The organism is Cryobacterium sp. M91, from assembly GCF_002929615.1.
GTDB lineage: Bacteria > Actinomycetota > Actinomycetes > Actinomycetales > Microbacteriaceae > Cryobacterium > Cryobacterium levicorallinum.
The window spans coordinates 16,010-32,279 of sequence record NZ_PJJT01000084.1 but is presented as its reverse complement, the minus strand read 5'-3'; the positions used below and the strand labels follow the sequence as shown (position 1 = coordinate 32,279).

Genomic DNA, 16,270 nt, shown 5'->3' with positions numbered 1-16,270 from the left:
CCGAGTCGCCAGAATTCCCAGAGTATACGCACGATTTATCGACACATCTACCCGCCGGATCAGTCGTGGTGGGAGCGAGAAACCACCGCCAGGGAAAGCCGCTCCTAGGCCTCGTTTTTCGCCACGCATTCGGCCGCGGCCGTCGCCGTGATTCGGGTCGCCATGCCCTCGAAGATGATGCTGTGGAACGGGATGATCGCCGCCCAGTACAGCCGTCCACCGAGCCCGCGGGGAAAGAAGACCGCGCGCTGGCGGTAGAGCGAGCCGCCAGCATCCGTTGGTGTGACGCTCATTTCGAGCCAGGCCCGACCTGGTACGCGCATTTCGGCGCGCAACCGCAGAAAGCTGCCGTGGTCGATCTGCTCCACCCGCCAGAAATCGAGCACCTCGCCGGTGTGCAGGTGGTCGGGATTGCGTCGGCCGCGGCGCAGGCCAACACCGCCGACGGCCTTGTCCATCAGGCCGCGCACGGCCCAGGCCAGCGGGAAGGAATACCAGCCGTTCTCGCCGCCGATGCTTTCGATGACTCGCCAGAGCGCAGCCGGATCGGCCGGGGTGGTTTTCTCCCGCAGGTCGGTGTAGACGGCGTGGCCGGCCCAGTTCGGGTCGCTCGGCAGCGGGTTGCTGGAAGCGCCCTCGATCGAGGAGTTGCGCCAGCTGGTCTCCACGTCTCCGTCGCGCATGCGGCCCAGCGCGAGGCGCACGGCCCGCCGGTAGCCGGTGAGGCCGCCGTCCGGCTGCGGAATGTACTGATCGATGTCGCTCTCGTGCACGACGCAGTCATACTGCAGCGACGCGATGATGGGAATGGCGAGGTTGCGCGGAATCGGTGTGACCAGGTTCACCCATTGTGAGGCCAGCCACGGGGTGAGCACCGGCAGGGCGATAATCGCCCGATGTTTGAGGCCGGCCTCGAGGGCGTAGCCGTTCATCATCTGGTCGTAGCGCAGCACGTCGGGGCCGCCGATGTCGAAGGTACGGTTCACCTCACTGGGCAGATCAGCTGCCGCCTGCAGGTAGTAGAGCACATCGCGCACGGCGATCGGCTGGATACGGTTACGCACCCATTTGGGCGCCGGCATGCAGGGCAGCACGTCGGTGAGGTGACGGATCATCTCGAACGAGGTCGAGCCGGAGCCGATAACGACGCCGGCCTGGAAGGCCGTGGTCGGCACACCGCTGTCGAGCAGGATGCGGCCGACCTCCATGCGGGAACGCAGATGGGCCGAGAGCGTCTGTGTGTCCGGATGCAACCCGCCGAGGTAGACGATGCGCGACACCTGCGCTGCAGCGGCGGCCTTAGCAACGTTTTCGGCTGCGATGTGCTCGGTCTTCTCGAAATCACCGGCCGCACCCATCGAGTGCACGAGGTAGTAGAGCACGTCAATGTCGGCGCAGGCGGACTGCACCGATTTGGCGTCGCCGAGGTCGCCCTGCACGATTTCCACCTGGTCAGACCAGGGCACATCGCGCAGCTTCGACGGGGTGCGCACGAGCACGCGCACCGTGAAGCCGGCTTCGAGGAGTTTGGGTACGAGGCGTCCGCCGATGTAACCGGTCGCACCGGTGACAAGTGCTCTGCGTGAGGTCATGCGGCGGAGTTTATCCCGTCCACTTGACCCCCCGCTGAGTGCCCCGGAACCGAATCAGAGAATAGCTTTGGTGTGCCAGACCGTCTTCAGTTCGGTGAAGGCGAGGATGCGGGACAACGCCGGTGCTGCGGCATCCGTTCCCGTCTCGGGCGGGAGCACCCGCTTGAGCGTGTCGGCGGCGCTGATCTGCAGCTCGACCCAATCCAGGTCGCCGGCTCCAACGAGGTCGAGGGCGTTGACGTCGGCGTGGCTGGCCAGCCAGGGCGCGATCTCAGCTGGCGAACCGGTCACGATGTTGACCACTCCACCAGGCACATCACTCGTGGCGAGCACCTCGCCGAGGCTGATCGCAGACAGCGGCGCAGTCTCGTTGGCGACGACGACGACGGTGTTCCCCGCGACGAGGGCCGGGGCGATGGCGCTGACCAGTCCGAGGAGCGATTCGGTGCCCTGCGGCGCGATGATCGCGACGACGCCGGTGGGTTCGGGCACGGACAGATTGAAGAACGGGCCGGAGACCGGGTTGGCGTTGCCGGCAACCTGCACGTACTTGTCGGCCCAGCCCGCGTACCAAACCCAGCGGTCGATGGCTTCGTCGACCTGGGCGCTTGCCACTGCGGCATTGACGCCCTCGCTGCTCATGATCTCGTCGATGAACTGCGCCCGACGGCCCTCGAGCAGTTCGGCGATGCGGTACAGCACCTGGCCGCGGTTGTAGGCCGTGGCGCCGGCCCAGCCGCCGAGAGCGCTGCGAGCGGCAACGACCGCGTCGCGGGCATCCTTGCGGCTGCCCTTCGCTGCGTTGGCCAGAAACTCGCCCTTGTGCGAGAGCACCTCATAGACGCGGCCGGATTCGCTGCGCGGAAACTTGCCGCCGATGTACAGCTTGTAGGTCTTGGGGATGGCGAGGCGGTTCACTTGGCGGCCTTCTTTGCAGATGCTGATTTCTTGGTGGCGGGACTCTGCTGCACAACGGCGGCGGCGGACCGCGAGCCGGTGCGCACGGCGGGCTTGAGATAGGCAGCGAGGCCGTGGCGGCCGCCCTCACGGCCGTAGCCGCTCTCCTTGTAGCCGCCGAACGGGCTCGACGGATCGAACTGGTTGAAGGTGTTCGCCCAGATCACGCCGGCGCGTAGCTTGTCGGCGAAGGCCAGGATGCGGCTGCCCTTGTCACTCCAGATTCCGGCGGAGAGACCGTACGGGGTGTTGTTCGCCTTGGCGATGGCCTCGGCCGGGGTACGGAAGGTGAGCACCGAGAGCACCGGGCCGAAGATCTCGTCACGGGCGATGCGGTGGCTGGTCGACACGTTGGTGAAGATTGTCGGTGCGAACCAGAAGCCGTTCTCGGGGATGACGCAGTCGGCGCTCCAGCGTTCGGCGCCCTCCTGCTGACCCAGCTCGGACAGTTCGCGAATGCGGACGAGTTGCTCTGCACTGTTGATGGCGCCGATGTCGGTGTTCTTGTCGAGCGGGTCGCCCAGGCGCAGCGTCTGCATGCGGCGCTTGAGCCGGTCGATGACGTCGTCGTGGATGCTTTCCTGTACGAGTAGGCGACTGCCGGCGCAGCAGACGTGGCCCTGGTTGAAGAAGATGCCGCGCACGATGCCCTCGACCGCCTGGTCGATTGGGGCGTCATCGAAGACGATGTTGGCGCCCTTCCCGCCGAGCTCGAGGCTGAGCTTCTTGTCGGTTCCGGCGACCGAACGGGCGATGGCCCGCCCGACCGAGGTCGACCCGGTGAAGGCGACCTTGTTGACGCCGGGGTGGTTGACGAGCGTCTGCCCGGTGCTGCCATCACCGGTGATGATGTTCACGACACCGGCGGGCAGGTCGGCCTGCTGCAGAATCTCAGAAAACAACAGCGCGGTGAGCGAGGTGGTTTCGGCGGGCTTGAGCACGACGGTGTTACCCGCGGCGAGGGCGGGGGCGATCTTCCAGGCGAGCATCATGAGCGGAAAGTTCCACGGGATGACCTGGGCGGCAACGCCGAGCGAGGCCGGGTTCGGGCCTACGCCGGCGTGATCGAGCTTGTCCGCCCAGCCGGCGTAGTAGAAGAACCAGGCGGCGACGAGGGGAATGTCGACGTCGCGGGTCTCTTTGATCGGTTTGCCGTTGTCGAGGGTTTCGGCGACGGCGAGTTCGCGGGCGCGTTCCTGCACCAGGCGGGCGATGCGAAACAGGTACTTGCCCCGGTCGCTGCCGGACAGACGGGACCAGACCCCGTCGTAGGCGTGCCGGGCGGCCGAGACGGCGGCGTCGACATCCGCTTCGTTGGCGGTCGCGATCATGGCGATCTGCTGTTCGGTGGCCGGGTTGATGGTCTGAAACGGGGTGCCGCGGCCAGCCGTGAAGTCACCGTTGATGAACAGGCCATAGTCGGTTTTGAGGCCCAGCAGTGCCTGCGACTCGGGGGCCGGAGCGTAGTCAAGAAATTTCATGGTCGTTCCTAATCAATCGTCACGTAGTCGGGGCCGGAGTAGTGCCCGGTCGTCATCTTCTGGCGCTGCAACAGCACGTCGTTCAGCAGGCTGGAGGCACCGAAGCGGAACAGGTGCGGCACGAGCCACTCCTCTCCCACCGTTTCGGCGACGGTCACGAGGTACTTGATGGCGTCCTTCGAGGTGCGGATGCCGCCGGCCGGCTTCACGCCGATGCGCACGCCGGTGAGGCGGTGCCAGTCACGCACGACCTCGAGCATGGACAGCGTCACCGGCAGCGTTGCGGCCGGAGCGACCTTGCCGGTGGAGGTCTTAATGAAGTCGCCGCCGGCCAGAATGGCCAGCCAGGAGGCGCGGCGCACGTTATCGTAGGTGTTCAGCTCGCCGGTCTCGAGGATCACCTTGAGGTGGGCCACCGATCCGTCGGCGCGGCGGCAGGCGTCTTTCACCGCGACGATCTCGTCGTAGACCTGGCCGAAGCGGCCGGCCAGAAAGGCGCCACGGTCGATGACCATGTCGATTTCGTCGGCGCCGGCGGCGACCGAGTCGCGCACATCGGCGAGCTTGATGGCGAGCGAGGCGCGGCCGCTGGGGAAAGCGGTGGCGACGGCGGCCACATGTACCCGCTGAACACCGGCTCCCTCGGTGCCGCCGGCGGCGTGGGCGGAGCCGAGCGCGGTGACGGCCGTGCCGACCATGTCGCCGTAGACGCAGACCGCGGCGACGCGCGGGCAGCCGGGGTCGCCCGGGTCTGGTACCAGCGCCTTGGCGACGAGTGAACGCACCTTGCCGGGGGTGTCGGCGCCCTCGAGGGTGGTGAGGTCGATCAGTCCGATGATGGTGTCGATCGCCCAGCGCTTGGAGCTGGTCTTAATCGAGCGGGTGCCCAGGTCGGCGGCGCGGGCTTCGAGGCCGACGGCGTCGATTCCGGGGATGCCGTGCAGGTACCGGCGCAGGTTGGCGTCGGTGGCCTCCCCGCCGATCAACGAGGCGGCGCGCTGATCGGGTTGGTAGGTGGCCAAGGGGCTACTGGTCATGGGGTGTCCTTCTGGGCATATACGTGCTGTGCGGTGGCACTGGTGTTATGGGTCACAGATGTTCAGTCTTGGAGGAGGGCATTCGCGGTGTCTTCGTCGGTCACCAGAACGGTGCACAGCCCGTTGCGCACGACGGCGCGGGCGATGGCGTGTTTGGAGCGTCCGGAGATGACGGCGATGGTGAGCGGGGCGCGGCGCAACTGGTCGAGCTGGATGCCGACCGTGCGTTCGTTGAGTTCGGGGTCGACGATTCGGCCGTTGTGGTCGATGTAGCGGCCGACGACGTCGCCGACGGCGCCGCGCGCCACGAGGTCGTCGATCTGGGCGACCGTCAGGTAGCCGCTGTCGACCAGGGCGGAATTCGCATCCGCCTGCCCCGCACTGAAGACGTAGGCCTGGGCGTTGCGGGCCAGGGCGAGCACCCCGGCAACCGTGCGGTCGGCTTCCATTGCCTGTTTGGTTTCGAGACGTTCGAAGATGGCGGGGCTCGGCAGCAGGGTGGCCGAGCCGTCGGCCTTGTGCGCGATGGTAACCGCAGTGGATGCCGCGGTTCCGGTGCGCTGATTCAGGCTGACACCGCCGTTGATCTGCACCACGTTCACCCCCGGCGCCCAGCCCTGTTTGAGGTGCAGGGACACGTCGTGCAGGGTGCGACCCCAGCTGATGCCGAGCGTGCGCGGAATCGGGCGGAGGCTCGTGAGATAGTCGGCGGCGGCCTGTGCGGTGCGCGATTGCAGCTCGGCATCGCTCGACACCCCGGCGGAGGACACCACGATGGCATCGGTCAGACCGGTCGATTCGCGCAGCCGTCGTTCGATCGGCAGCCGGCGGGCGCGCGGGTGCACGATTTCGATGCGGATGAAGCCGTTCGCCTTAGCGCTCGCGAGCAGCCGGCCGACCTTCCAGCGGGTGAGGCGCAGAATCACGCCGATCTCATCCTGGGTCTGGTTTTCTTCGTAGTACAGCTCGGCCGCACGGATGGAGAGGAGTTCGTCGGTGTCGCTCATATACGGTTCGCGGTCCAATCGGTTGAGTCCAGCCTACGTGGGCCCGACGCGCGAATCAACAGCTGTAGGCGATCTTGCTCTTTTGAGCAGGAGCCTCCGCTGGGCGCGTTGAGCGAACCCATCCCATACGATCAGAGCATGCGCGCCAATGAAGCTCTCGAGTACGTTCTCGCCGTCGACGTTGGAGGAACCAAGGTCGAAGCTGCACTCGTGGACGACCGAGGTACGGTGCTTCCAAGCAGTCGGCACCGCGCGCCGACCGGGGCCAGCGCGACCAGTGAGCAGCTCGCATCCGCTGTCAGAACTGTCATTCTGGCAACCCTCGCGAGCGTGCCGCCGGGCTATCCGCTGATCGGCGTCGGCATTGGCTGTGCCGGGCCGATTCACCTGCACTCGGGGGCGGTGTCGCCGCTCAATCTGCCGGTGTGGCGCGAGTTCGGGCTCCAGGAGCTCGTGGCCGAGCTGGTTCCCGGTCTGGATGTGCGGCTGCGCATGGACGGCCTGTGCATCACCCTGGCCGAACACTGGGTGGGCGCGGGCCGCGGAGTCGACAACCTAATGGGCATGATCGTGTCGACCGGTGTCGGTGGCGGCCTGATTCTCGGCGGCGTCACGGTGTCCGGTCCCACCGGAAATGCCGGTCATATCGGCCACATCGAGGTCGGCGGCTTCCTGGATGCCTGCGCCTGCGGCGGCACCGGCTGCATCGAGGCGATCGCCTCCGGGCCGAAAACCGTCGCCTGGGCCAGATCTCAGGGCTTCACCGGCGAGTCTGGCGAGGACCTGGCGGCGGCCTACGCGGCCGCCGACCCGATCGCGATTCTGGCCGTAAAGCGCAGCGGCCGGGCCCTCGGCCAGGCAATCGCCTCGGCAGCGACGCTGCTCGACCTCGACGTGGTCGCCATCGGTGGCGGCTTCTCGAATGTCACCCCCGACCTGCTGGATTTCGCTCGCGCAGCGATCCTGGAACGCGTGCAATTCGCCTACGCCACCCGGGTGCGCGTGGTGCACTCGACCCTCTCGGGCGACGGCCCACTGATCGGCGCCGCAGCGCTGATTCACCGCGGGGAATTGGTGCCGTAGCCGGCTGGCTCAGCGGGAGCGTGCCAGGTCGTCTTCGAGCATGTGCGGTCGACCGATCACCGCTCCAGCGACAAGCACGACCAGCGCCGTTACGAGGAGGAAGACCATCGGCCAGGTCCACCCACCGCTCAGTTCGTGCAACAGGCCGAAAACCAGCGGGCCCAGTGCACCGAGGGTGTAACCGATGCCCTGCACGAAGCTGCTGAGCGCGACCGCACCGGCGTGGGTGCGGGTGCGCAGATTAATGAGCACGAGAGCCAGCGGGAAAAACATGGGCCCCAGGCCGGCGAGCGACACCCAGAGCCAGGTCAGGGTCGCCGGCAGCAACAATAGCCCCAGATCGCCGATTACGAACGCGAATACGCCCACGTAGACGAGCGGGCCGATATTTTTCAGGCGGGCGGTGAGGATCGGAATGATCAGGGCGCACGGGATTCCCATGCCGGCGTAGACCGCGAGAAGCGTCCCCGCCTCGCCCGGAGTCGCCCCCGCGGTCTCGACGAGGAGCTGAGGCAGCCAGGCGAACATGGCGTAGGCGTTGAGCGACGAGGTCGCGAACACGCCGGCGATGGCCCAGGCGATCGAGGATCGCCACAGTCGACCGAGAATGGCCGCATCGGCCTCATCGACCACGGGGCTCGGCGATTGCTCGGTGCGGTGCCGCAGGAGCATCGTGATCCACGGCACCAGCGCCAGCAGAGCCAGCAGCATCCACATGCCGAGCGAGATTCGCCAGCCCGCGGCATCCGCTACCGGAACGGCGATGAGCGGAGGAACGAGGGTGCTCAGCGACATCATTGTGGCGTAGAGGGACGTGACGAGGCCGATCCGGTCCGGAAAGTATTTCTTGACCAGCGGCGGCAGGAGCACATTGCCGACGCCGAGGCCGGCGAAGGCGATGACACTGCCGATAATGAGCATGGTGATCGAGCCGGATGACCCGCGAGTGAAATGACCGACCAGAATCGCCAGGAGAGCGAGTACGAGGGGCAGTTCGAGGCCATGGCGGCGGGTGATCATGGGGGTGAAGATACCGAACACGGCAAAGCAGACCGGCGGAAGCATGCCGAGCACGCCGAGAGCTACCACTCCGAGCGGAATATCGACGTTGATCTCGGCGACGATGGGCGAGAGGGCGGTCACCGCGTTGCGGAGATTGGCAGCGACCAGAATGATGCCCAGCAGGGCCAGGCCGCGTCCCGGCCAGAGGGGGCTGGGGGTTGCGGTAGTCACTCGGCCAGTCTAGGGGGCGAGGTTCAGCCGAGCGGATACGACGGTTACAGCCCCGTGCGCTCCCGCCGGATGCGCTCCGGTAGGTCTTTCAGGTCCTCCCAGCGGCCGGGAGCAACGAGGGCCGGCAGAAGCATGGCCCACATTTCGGTGAGGCGCTGGTCAATGTCGGCCCGCTTGGTCAATACGTCGGAGACGACCTGCACGCCGGTGAAGGCCGCGGTGCAGAAATGCGCGGCCGCGCTGACGTCCAGCTTTGGGTTGACGTCGCCGGAGGCGATCCCCCGGCGGAGGAATTCCTCGCAGGCGACCATCCAGTCGAGGTACGGACCGGCCACCGGGGTGGAAAAATTCACCGCTTCGATGGTTAAACGGATGCCGGCGCTCACGACGAGGTCGTCGCGGAGCTGCCGGGCGAGCTCGTAGGACATCGAGACGAGGGCGTGCAAACCGGGATAGTTGTCATCGAGGAGCTTCTGCCCGGCCGCCGCCGACGCCGCGTGCTGGGCGGCGATAATCGCTACGGCGAGGGCTTCCTTCGAATCGAAGTGAAAGTACAGCGCGCCCTTCGTCACGCCTGCGGCGCTGCTGACCTGGGCAAGGGACGTACTCCCGTAACCGCGCTGCTCAAAGGCCGCTGCTGCACCGCGAATTATCGCGGCGCGCGTTTCGATCGCTCGTACTTGTTGTGACATTAGATCCCCCGGGAAATGCGCGAGTTTCCAGAATACCCGGGGCAACGACCCGCATCGACTCCCCCCGAGGGCCTTGACGGCACCCCCTTTTGGGGCTAAGCCCCGCGTGCCAGTGCTCAGATACCGTTACCCCATTGTGCGAAACAATAAACATACTGTTTGGTATGGTTTGGGGCATGGAAAACATCGGCGGTCACGACTGGGTCGGCATCATGGTGGCGGTGCTTGCTGGGCTGGTCGTGCTCACCCTCTCCCTCGTCGCCATGGTGCAGATCGGGCGGGCCGCACACCTGTGTCCGACCAAGCGCACCAACTGGGTCCTGGCGGTGCTGCTCGCCCCGGTGTTTGGCGCGACCGCCTGGTTCGCCGTCGGTAACCGGCTCCGACTGGACTAAACCATTCCCGGATTTACGGGCCCAGGATCGTGCGCACCCGCGCCACGTCGTCGCGAATCTGCTCGATCAACGGGTCGATGCCGGCGTAGGCGACCATGCCGCGAATCCGCTCAACGAACGCGACGTCGACCACACGGTCGTATAGGTCCAGCTCGGTCTCATCGAGCACGTAGGCCTCGACCTGCTTCTGCGCCACCCCGTTGAAGGTGGGATTGTTGCCAACCGAAATCGCCGCCGGGTAGCGAGCACCGGCATCCGTCAGCCAACCGGCATAGACGCCATCGGCCGGAATCAGACCCTCGGAATCGGTGGACAGGTTCGCGGTGGGAAAGCCCAGTTCGCGACCGCGGGCTGCGCCGTGCACCACCATTCCTCGCACGGTCGGCAGATGCCCGAGCAGGTCTCCGGCGTCGCGCACCGCACCGGCGCCGAGCAATTCGCGAATCCAGGTGGACGAGACCCGGCGTTCCCCGTCTGGTTTCACATCGTCGATCAGTCCGACGGTGTAGCCGAATTCGAGGCCGAGTTGCCTCAGCAGGGCGACGTCGCCGGCCCCCTTGGCTCCGAACCGAAAGTCACGACCGACGAGCACGAAACGGGCGTGCAGGGCGGTGACCAGAATGTTTTCGATGAATTCGCGCGGCGGAAGGCTGGACAGGGCGTGGTTGAACTCGAGCAGCAGGGTCGCGTCGATCCCGGTCTCGGCGATCAGGTTGAGTTTCTGCTCCGCGCTGACCAGCGTTCTCGGGCAGTTTTGCGGCGAGAGCAGGGCGAGCGGATGCCGGTCGAACGTCACGACGACGGCCGCCAGCTGTTCGCGCTCGGCGACGGTCTGGAGCTCGGCGATGACCGCCCGGTGTCCGGCATGGACGCCGTCGAACTTGCCGATGCTCACGGCCGAGTCGGGCCAGTCGCTCGGCACGGACTCGACGCCGTTCAGAATCTTCATGCGCGACCCTCGCTCACCGACGCGACGCGGTGGCGGGCGAGCCACCACATGCCCAGCAGGGGCAGCACGAGGGGAATGAAGAGGTATCCGCTGCCGTAGATCGACCAGACGGTCGCGTGCTCGAACAGCGCCGGATCAACCAGACTCAGGGTACCGACGACGAGTACGCCCAGCAGTTCAAAGCTGATCGTGATCCAGGCGATGCGATACCAGCGGATGCTGCGCCGCATCAGGGCCACCGTGGCCACGATATAGACCACCGCGGCGAGAGCAGACAAGGAATAAGCGAGCGGGGCTTCATCGAAGGCCCGCGCGATTTGTACGAAGGAGCGGCCGGTGGCGGCGAGGGCCAGCACGCCGTAAACGGCGATGAGGAGTCGACCGATGCCGCTCACCCGCTCGGCGGCGGCGGGCTTCTCGGTCGGGGATTCTGTCATCGCTCTGTTTTCATTGCTCGATAATTATTGCAGCTTCCGCGGGGCTACCGAAACCGGGTCAGCTCCCCTGCACGTTCCAGATCTGGTTCATGCGGTAGAGCATGACCGCGACCGACAGGCAGGTTACGCCGAGAATGACGGTGCTCCAGCGGCTGCGTTCGACCAGCGCCCAGAATCCGGCCGCGACCGGCAGCGCAATGGCACTGACCAGGTAGGTGTAGAACTCGAGCAGACTGCCGGTGGCGTCGTTGCCGGCCAGTGGCGCCGCGATCGCGGCAGCGAGCTGCACGATGAGCAGCAGCTCGACGAGGGCGGCCGCGCCCATGGTGAGGTCGGTGGGTTTGCGGCCGAGCAAGCCGAGGATGACACAGAGCACTCCGCCGGGCACGGCGATGCCGAGCTGCAGCCAGGTAAACCATTCGATCATGAGCTGTGTTCCGGTTCGGTGGCGGTCGGGAGATCTGGCGGAAAGTTCAGCAGCGACTTGGCCTGGTCGCCGCGATACTCGACCAATCCGACCAGGCGCCCGTCCGGCGCAATGGCGGCGACCGGACCGGTGCGGGTGGCGTCTTTCTCCACGGTGATGCGTTTTCCATGACCGAGGTCGATGGCTTGCTCTGCGGACAGGTCGAGGCGCGCCAGCAGCCGGGTGGCGGCATCCGCTGGAGAAATGAGGTTGGCGACGACATCGACCTGCTCGAGCGTGGCCGCGTTCTCGATGCGGAACGGGCCGATTCTCGTGCGGCGCAGCACTGTGAGGTGGCCGCCGACGCCGAGTGCCACACCGAGGTCACGGGCGAGGGCGCGAATATAGGTGCCGGAGCTGCACTCGACCCGCACCTCGAGGTCGAGAAAACCGTCGCCAGGCGTGCTCGTGAGCAGGTCGAAACCGCTCACCGTGACCGGTCGCGGCGGCAGCTGCACGTCTTCGCCGGCACGCACCCGGGCGTAAGCCCGTTTTCCCTCGACCTTGATGGCGCTGACGGCACTCGGCTGCTGGTTGATATCGCCGGTGAGGTTGTCAATACCCGCGATGACGGCTTCGGCGGTGATCGCGGCGACCTGTTCGCCCGGTGCGCGAGTGAGTACATCGCCCTCGGCGTCATCGGTCGTGGTGGACTGCCCCAGACGAATGGTCGCAAGGTATTCCTTGCCCTGCCCGACGACAAAGGTGAGCAGCCGGGTCGAGCTGTCGATGCCGAGCACGAGCAGGCCGGTGGCCATCGGATCGAGGGTGCCGGCGTGGCCGACCTTGCGGGTCCCGGCCAGGCGCCGGGTTCGGGCGACAGCGTCATGGCTGGTCCAGCCCTGCGCCTTGTCAATGAGGAGGAGGCCGCTAGTCACTCCATGAGGGTACCAGCGTGGAACGCTCCCGCTCGAAACGCGATCTAGGCTGGGGCTATGCGAATTGCTGTGATCGGCGCCGGCGCCCTGGGCGGACTCTTCGCCACCCTGTTCGCGCGAGCCGGCCACGATCTCACCATCACGGCCCGCGAGGTCGCCAGGTCGCTGATTCGAGAGAACGGAATCCGACTCACCGGCGGTTACGGGGATGCGCAATGCCGCGTGTTGGTGCGGGAGATTCTGACCGAAACGCCGGATCTGACCCTCATCTGCACGAAGGCGCAGGATGCCGCGGCCGCCATCGCCGAGAACGCCGAGCTGCTCGACGGCTCACCGGTGATCGTCGTGCAGAACGGGCTGGACGGGGTGCGAATCGCCCAGGATCTGCTGCCCAACTCGGAATGCTTCGGCCTGCTCACCCTCATTGCCGCGCACTACATCGGGCCGGGCCGCGTGCGGGTGACCACCGCAGCATCAAGCTACCTCGGTCGCGGCAACGGAAAAGCGGATGCTGCCACCCAGCACTGGCAGGCGGTGCTGGACGAGGCGTTCCCCACCTTCGCCGCCGAAGACTTCGTGGGCGCCCAGTGGACCAAGCTTGTGGTGAACATGCTCAACGCCCTGCCGGCCATCACCGGGCTGAGCGTCCAGGCGATCATCGCCGATGCACCGCTGCGCCGAATCCTGACCGAAAGTATGCAGGAGACCGTGCAGGTGGGGATGGCCCGCCACGTCACCTTTGGGTCACTGCAGGGGATGAGCGATCGCAGCCTGCGCGTGTTCGCGCGGCTGCCGGTGGCTCTCGGACAGACCCTGCCGCTGCGCATGGGCGCAAAAATGGGACCGGTCGCCAATCTGGGGTCGACCCTGCAGAGCATCAAGCGGGCCCACCTGACCGAAATCGACCACCTCAATGGCGCTGTCGTGCGCCAGGCCGAACTGGCCGGACGACGGGCACCGGTCAACGCGCTCCTGACCGCGCTGGTGCACGAGGTGGAGATCAGCCGGGAATTCCTGAAACCGGCGCAAGTCATGGCCCGGTTCGATCAGCTCACCGCCACCAGCCACTAGCAGCGGTCGGTCAAGACCCGCCGCGGAAGGGTGGCGTTGGTGTTGTCGACGACCGCCGAAACCAGGTCCCGCGGGCGCACATCGGCGAGGTACTGCCGGTCGGAGTCGCTCCCTGGCTCCGATTCAAGCAGCACGCTGAACAGCCACAGCCCGTGTAATTCCGGTCGGTTGCTGTAGGCTCCGTCGACGATGAGTATGGCGTCAGCCGGGGCGGTCTGCCAGGTCGGTTGAATCCAGGCATCGCGGTCGGGGTCGAATTCCTCGGTGACGAACCCGGTACTGCCACCCAGGCGAAAGGGTTCGACCAGTACGCGGCGCAGCGCCGAGTAGTCATACCCGACCCGGTACAACCGCTCGGAAACATCGACGCGGTCTCCGCCGAGTCGCTGTTGCTCGGCGCGTGAGTGCTGAAAATTTCGCAGGCTGGCTCTAAACGTGGTGTGTTCGGTCTCGCGGAACACCGCCGCGAGGTCGTCGGCGAAGCCAACGCGGCCGGCTTTCTCGCTGCCGTCGATCTCGCTGCCGTCGATCTCGCTGCCGTCGACGGCAATGATCGTACGACCTCGCCCGTAATTGTGCAGAATCTCGGCGGCCAGGGTGCGTAAAAATTCGATCCGGGGTGTGGAAACCAGCTTCATGAAACGAGCCTAGATTAGAAAGAATGAACATCGCGCCCTCGAATGATCCCGCTGCGCCGCAGGACGCGCCCGGTGTGCCCGTCGCAACAGTTGCCGGCACCGGAGACAACGCCGCTCGTGCGGCCGCTCCGGGCGCGGTGGCCGGCAGCAGGACGGCTGATGTCAGCACCACGCTCAACGCCTGGTTCCTGGCCAACGCCCGCGACCTGCCCTGGCGCCGCGAGGGATTCGGCGCCTGGGGCATTCTGGTGAGCGAATTCATGCTGCAGCAGACCCCGGTGAAGCGGGTCATTCCCCGGCTACAGGAGTGGCTCGCGCGGTGGCCGACACCCGCCGACCTCGCCGCGGTGCCGCCGAGCGAAGCGGTGCGCGCCTGGTCCAGCCTCGGGTACCCGCGGCGCGCCCTGTGGCTCCACGCTGCGGCCGTGCAGATCACCGAGCAACACGGCGGCGTCGTCCCCTCCGACATCGATGCGCTGCTGGCTCTGACCGGGATCGGGGACTACACCGCGCGTGCGGTGGCAGCGTTCGCGTATGGCCACCGGCATCCGGTCGTCGATACCAACACCCGGCGGGTGATTGCCCGCGCCGTCGCGGGCGCTGGAGAACCGGCACCGCCCAGCCGCGGGCGTGACCTCGAGGCGATGGGTGCCCTGCTGCCGGGTAGCGCGCTCGAAGCCGCCCTGTTCAACGCAGCGATCATGGAGCTCGGCGCGGTCGTCTGCACCAGCCGCAGCCCGCACTGCGATATCTGCCCGATTCGGGACGACTGTGCCTGGCGCGCCGCCGACTACCCCGAGTTCACCGGAACGCGCAAGACCGTGCAGAAGAAGTTCGCGGGCAGTGACCGGCAGGTACGCGGCCTGATCATGGCCGAGCTCCGCTCCACCCACCGCGCCGTAACGGAAGCCGAGATTGCCTCGCTCTGGCCAGAGGCGGCCCAGTTGCAGCGCGCGCTGCACAGCCTCGTGGCCGACGGCCTGGCGGTCGATTCCCCCGACGGTTACACCCTGCCCGACGGGATGTCATGAGCATCGGTCTGATCTGGGCGCAAAGCCGCAATGGTGTGATCGGTTTCGACGGCCGCCTCCCCTGGCACCTGCCCGAGGACCTCGCCCATTTTCGTGCGATCACCGGTGGCGGTGTCGTCATCATGGGCCGGCTCACCTGGGACTCGATTCCCGAACGCTTCCGTCCCCTGCCGGGCCGCCACAACGTCGTGATCACGCGCCAACGGGACTGGGCCGCGCCCGGGGCATCCGTTGTGCACAGCTTCGACGACGCAATCGTGACTGCCGCTGGGCCGGTCTGGGTGATCGGCGGCGCCGAGATCTTTCGCCTCGCCCTCCCGCACGCCGATACCCTCGAGCTGACCGAGATAGACGAACAGTTCGCCGGCGATACCCGCGCCCCAGCGCTCACGCCCGACTGGACCCGTGTAAACACCAATCCAGCCAGCGGATGGCTCCACTCCAGCACCGGCCTGCCCTACCGTTTCGCGCGCTACCAGCGCGCCCCCGCCATCCACTAGCCGCACCCTGCCGCCCCACCAGCACCAGCACCAGCACCAGCACCAGCACCGTAAACCCGCCGCCTTTTAAACTGACCGGGCCCGGGCCCGGAAAGCAGGCCCATGATCTATCATGGGCCCAGTTTCCGGGCCCGGGCCCGGTCGAAGGTGGCGCTAGTGCTTCGCGGTGCTCGCAGCGTCGGAGTCAGCCGACACGTCGTCGGCCTCGTCGTCTTCGAGGTCGTAGTCCCGCGGCTTCTTGTACGGATCGGCGTCGCCGGCATAGGTCGCCGTGCCCTTGCTGTCCTCGGTCGCGGTGTCGCGATCGTGCGCCTCACGCAACAGATCATCGATCAACGCTGCGTTCTCCGGAATACCGTCGGCGATGAACTCGATCGACGGGGTGAGCCTCGCGGTGATGTTCTTGCCGACCTCGCTGCGCATCAGGCCGGTGGCGGCCTTGAGTGCGGCTGCACTGTCCGTGCGCTCTTCGATCGAGCCGTAGACGGTGTAAAACACCGAGGCGTGCTGCAGATCCCCGGTGACCTTCACGTCTGTGATGGTCACAAACCCGAGCCTCGGGTCGCGCAAGCCGCGTTCCAGCCGCTTGGCGATGATGACCTTAATGCGGTCCGCCATCTTTCTGGCGCGTTCCGGATCTGCCATTGCACTACTCCTTGTTTGCCGGCGCCGAAGCGCCGGATCATTCTGCGTTTTCAAACCGTATTAAACGGATGCCGCGAACCCAACTGAGGGTCGGAGCAAATTACCCCTTGAAAAGGGAATCGGGGTAGGGGTCCCCGCTCTCTTTCTTTTTCGAGGGGAAATTTGCGGAGACCCGACC

18 protein-coding genes are annotated in these 16,270 nt (G+C 66.5%); 5 read left to right on the top strand and 13 right to left on the bottom strand.

The window, feature by feature from the left end:
- Positions 1-104 precede the first annotated feature (104 nt).
- The 5 genes from CXY80_RS09570 to CXY80_RS09550 form a co-directional block, all read right to left on the bottom strand.
- Positions 105-1,592 (bottom strand): SDR family oxidoreductase, encoded by a 1,488-nt coding sequence (locus CXY80_RS09570; protein WP_104132374.1) that lies wholly within the window; start codon positions 1,590-1,592, stop codon positions 105-107.
- 54 nt (positions 1,593-1,646) lie between these two features.
- Entirely contained in the window at positions 1,647-2,510 is an 864-nt protein-coding gene (locus CXY80_RS09565) for an aldehyde dehydrogenase (protein ID WP_092450032.1), read from the bottom strand.
- Positions 2,507-4,030, bottom strand: coding sequence for an aldehyde dehydrogenase family protein (locus CXY80_RS09560; protein ID WP_092450034.1), 1,524 nt, complete (start codon positions 4,028-4,030; stop codon positions 2,507-2,509). Before CXY80_RS09560 ends, CXY80_RS09565 begins: the two co-directional genes overlap by 4 nt.
- Positions 4,031-4,038: 8 nt before the next feature.
- Positions 4,039-5,067, bottom strand: a complete 1,029-nt coding sequence (gene deoC / locus CXY80_RS09555) for a deoxyribose-phosphate aldolase (protein ID WP_092450036.1) — start codon at positions 5,065-5,067, stop codon at positions 4,039-4,041.
- A 62-nt stretch (positions 5,068-5,129) separates the two neighbouring features.
- On the bottom strand, positions 5,130-6,074 hold the full coding sequence (locus CXY80_RS09550; protein ID WP_092450038.1) for a sugar-binding transcriptional regulator: 945 nt from the start codon (positions 6,072-6,074) through the stop codon (positions 5,130-5,132).
- A gap of 138 nt (positions 6,075-6,212) precedes the next feature.
- Here CXY80_RS09550 and CXY80_RS09545 point away from each other — a divergent pair, with 138 nt between their 5' ends.
- On the top strand, positions 6,213-7,157 hold the full coding sequence (locus tag CXY80_RS09545) for an ROK family protein (RefSeq protein WP_104132373.1): 945 nt from the start codon (positions 6,213-6,215) through the stop codon (positions 7,155-7,157).
- 9 nt (positions 7,158-7,166) lie between these two features.
- Here the strand turns inward: CXY80_RS09545 and CXY80_RS09540 are convergent, their stop codons facing one another.
- Positions 7,167-8,390, bottom strand: a complete 1,224-nt coding sequence (locus CXY80_RS09540) for a CynX/NimT family MFS transporter (RefSeq protein ID WP_104132372.1) — start codon at positions 8,388-8,390, stop codon at positions 7,167-7,169.
- Between the two features lie 44 nt (positions 8,391-8,434).
- Positions 8,435-9,082 carry a ScbR family autoregulator-binding transcription factor gene (locus CXY80_RS09535; RefSeq protein WP_104132371.1) on the bottom strand — a complete coding sequence of 216 codons (648 nt, stop codon included), beginning with the start codon at positions 9,080-9,082 and terminating at the stop codon, positions 8,435-8,437.
- 176 nt (positions 9,083-9,258) lie between these two features.
- Here CXY80_RS09535 and CXY80_RS09530 point away from each other — a divergent pair, with 176 nt between their 5' ends.
- Positions 9,259-9,477: a hypothetical protein gene (locus tag CXY80_RS09530; RefSeq protein ID WP_104132370.1), complete on the top strand. Its 219-nt coding sequence runs from the start codon at positions 9,259-9,261 to the stop codon at positions 9,475-9,477.
- 13 nt (positions 9,478-9,490) lie between these two features.
- Here CXY80_RS09530 and CXY80_RS09525 read toward each other — a convergent pair whose 3' ends face one another.
- Genes CXY80_RS09525 through truB form a run of 4 tightly spaced genes read right to left on the bottom strand, consistent with a single transcriptional unit; the run spans position 9,491 to position 12,207 of the window.
- Positions 9,491-10,426, bottom strand: a complete 936-nt coding sequence (locus tag CXY80_RS09525) for a bifunctional riboflavin kinase/FAD synthetase (protein WP_104132369.1) — start codon at positions 10,424-10,426, stop codon at positions 9,491-9,493.
- Complete coding sequence (locus CXY80_RS09520) at positions 10,423-10,863, bottom strand: hypothetical protein (RefSeq protein WP_092450050.1); 441 nt, start codon at positions 10,861-10,863, stop codon at positions 10,423-10,425. The genes CXY80_RS09525 and CXY80_RS09520 overlap by 4 nt, the downstream gene beginning before the upstream one ends.
- Positions 10,864-10,921: 58 nt before the next feature.
- Positions 10,922-11,290 carry a hypothetical protein gene (locus CXY80_RS09515; protein WP_092450052.1) on the bottom strand — a complete coding sequence of 123 codons (369 nt, stop codon included), beginning with the start codon at positions 11,288-11,290 and terminating at the stop codon, positions 10,922-10,924.
- Entirely contained in the window at positions 11,287-12,207 is a 921-nt protein-coding gene (gene truB / locus CXY80_RS09510; protein WP_104132368.1) for a tRNA pseudouridine(55) synthase TruB, read from the bottom strand. The genes CXY80_RS09515 and truB overlap by 4 nt, the downstream gene beginning before the upstream one ends.
- Positions 12,208-12,264: 57 nt before the next feature.
- Here truB and CXY80_RS09505 point away from each other — a divergent pair, with 57 nt between their 5' ends.
- Positions 12,265-13,278, top strand: a complete 1,014-nt coding sequence (locus CXY80_RS09505) for a ketopantoate reductase family protein (RefSeq protein ID WP_104132367.1) — start codon at positions 12,265-12,267, stop codon at positions 13,276-13,278.
- On the opposite strand, the gene CXY80_RS09500 is transcribed toward CXY80_RS09505, so the two are convergent.
- On the bottom strand, positions 13,275-13,916 hold the full coding sequence (locus CXY80_RS09500; protein ID WP_104132366.1) for a hypothetical protein: 642 nt from the start codon (positions 13,914-13,916) through the stop codon (positions 13,275-13,277). The two genes, CXY80_RS09505 and CXY80_RS09500, sit on opposite strands and share 4 nt — an antisense overlap.
- A gap of 23 nt (positions 13,917-13,939) precedes the next feature.
- Between CXY80_RS09500 and CXY80_RS09495 the strand changes: the two genes are divergently transcribed.
- Both CXY80_RS09495 and CXY80_RS09490 read left to right on the top strand, forming a co-directional pair.
- Positions 13,940-14,947 (top strand): A/G-specific adenine glycosylase, encoded by a 1,008-nt coding sequence (locus CXY80_RS09495; RefSeq protein WP_104132365.1) that lies wholly within the window; start codon positions 13,940-13,942, stop codon positions 14,945-14,947.
- The gene (locus CXY80_RS09490) at positions 14,944-15,447 is read left to right on the top strand and encodes a dihydrofolate reductase (protein WP_104132364.1); all 504 of its coding nucleotides are present in this window, start codon (positions 14,944-14,946) and stop codon (positions 15,445-15,447) included. Before CXY80_RS09495 ends, CXY80_RS09490 begins: the two co-directional genes overlap by 4 nt.
- A gap of 153 nt (positions 15,448-15,600) precedes the next feature.
- Here the strand turns inward: CXY80_RS09490 and rbfA are convergent, their stop codons facing one another.
- Positions 15,601-16,092, bottom strand: coding sequence for a 30S ribosome-binding factor RbfA (gene rbfA, locus CXY80_RS09485; RefSeq protein ID WP_104132363.1), 492 nt, complete (start codon positions 16,090-16,092; stop codon positions 15,601-15,603).
- Positions 16,093-16,270 lie beyond the last annotated feature (178 nt).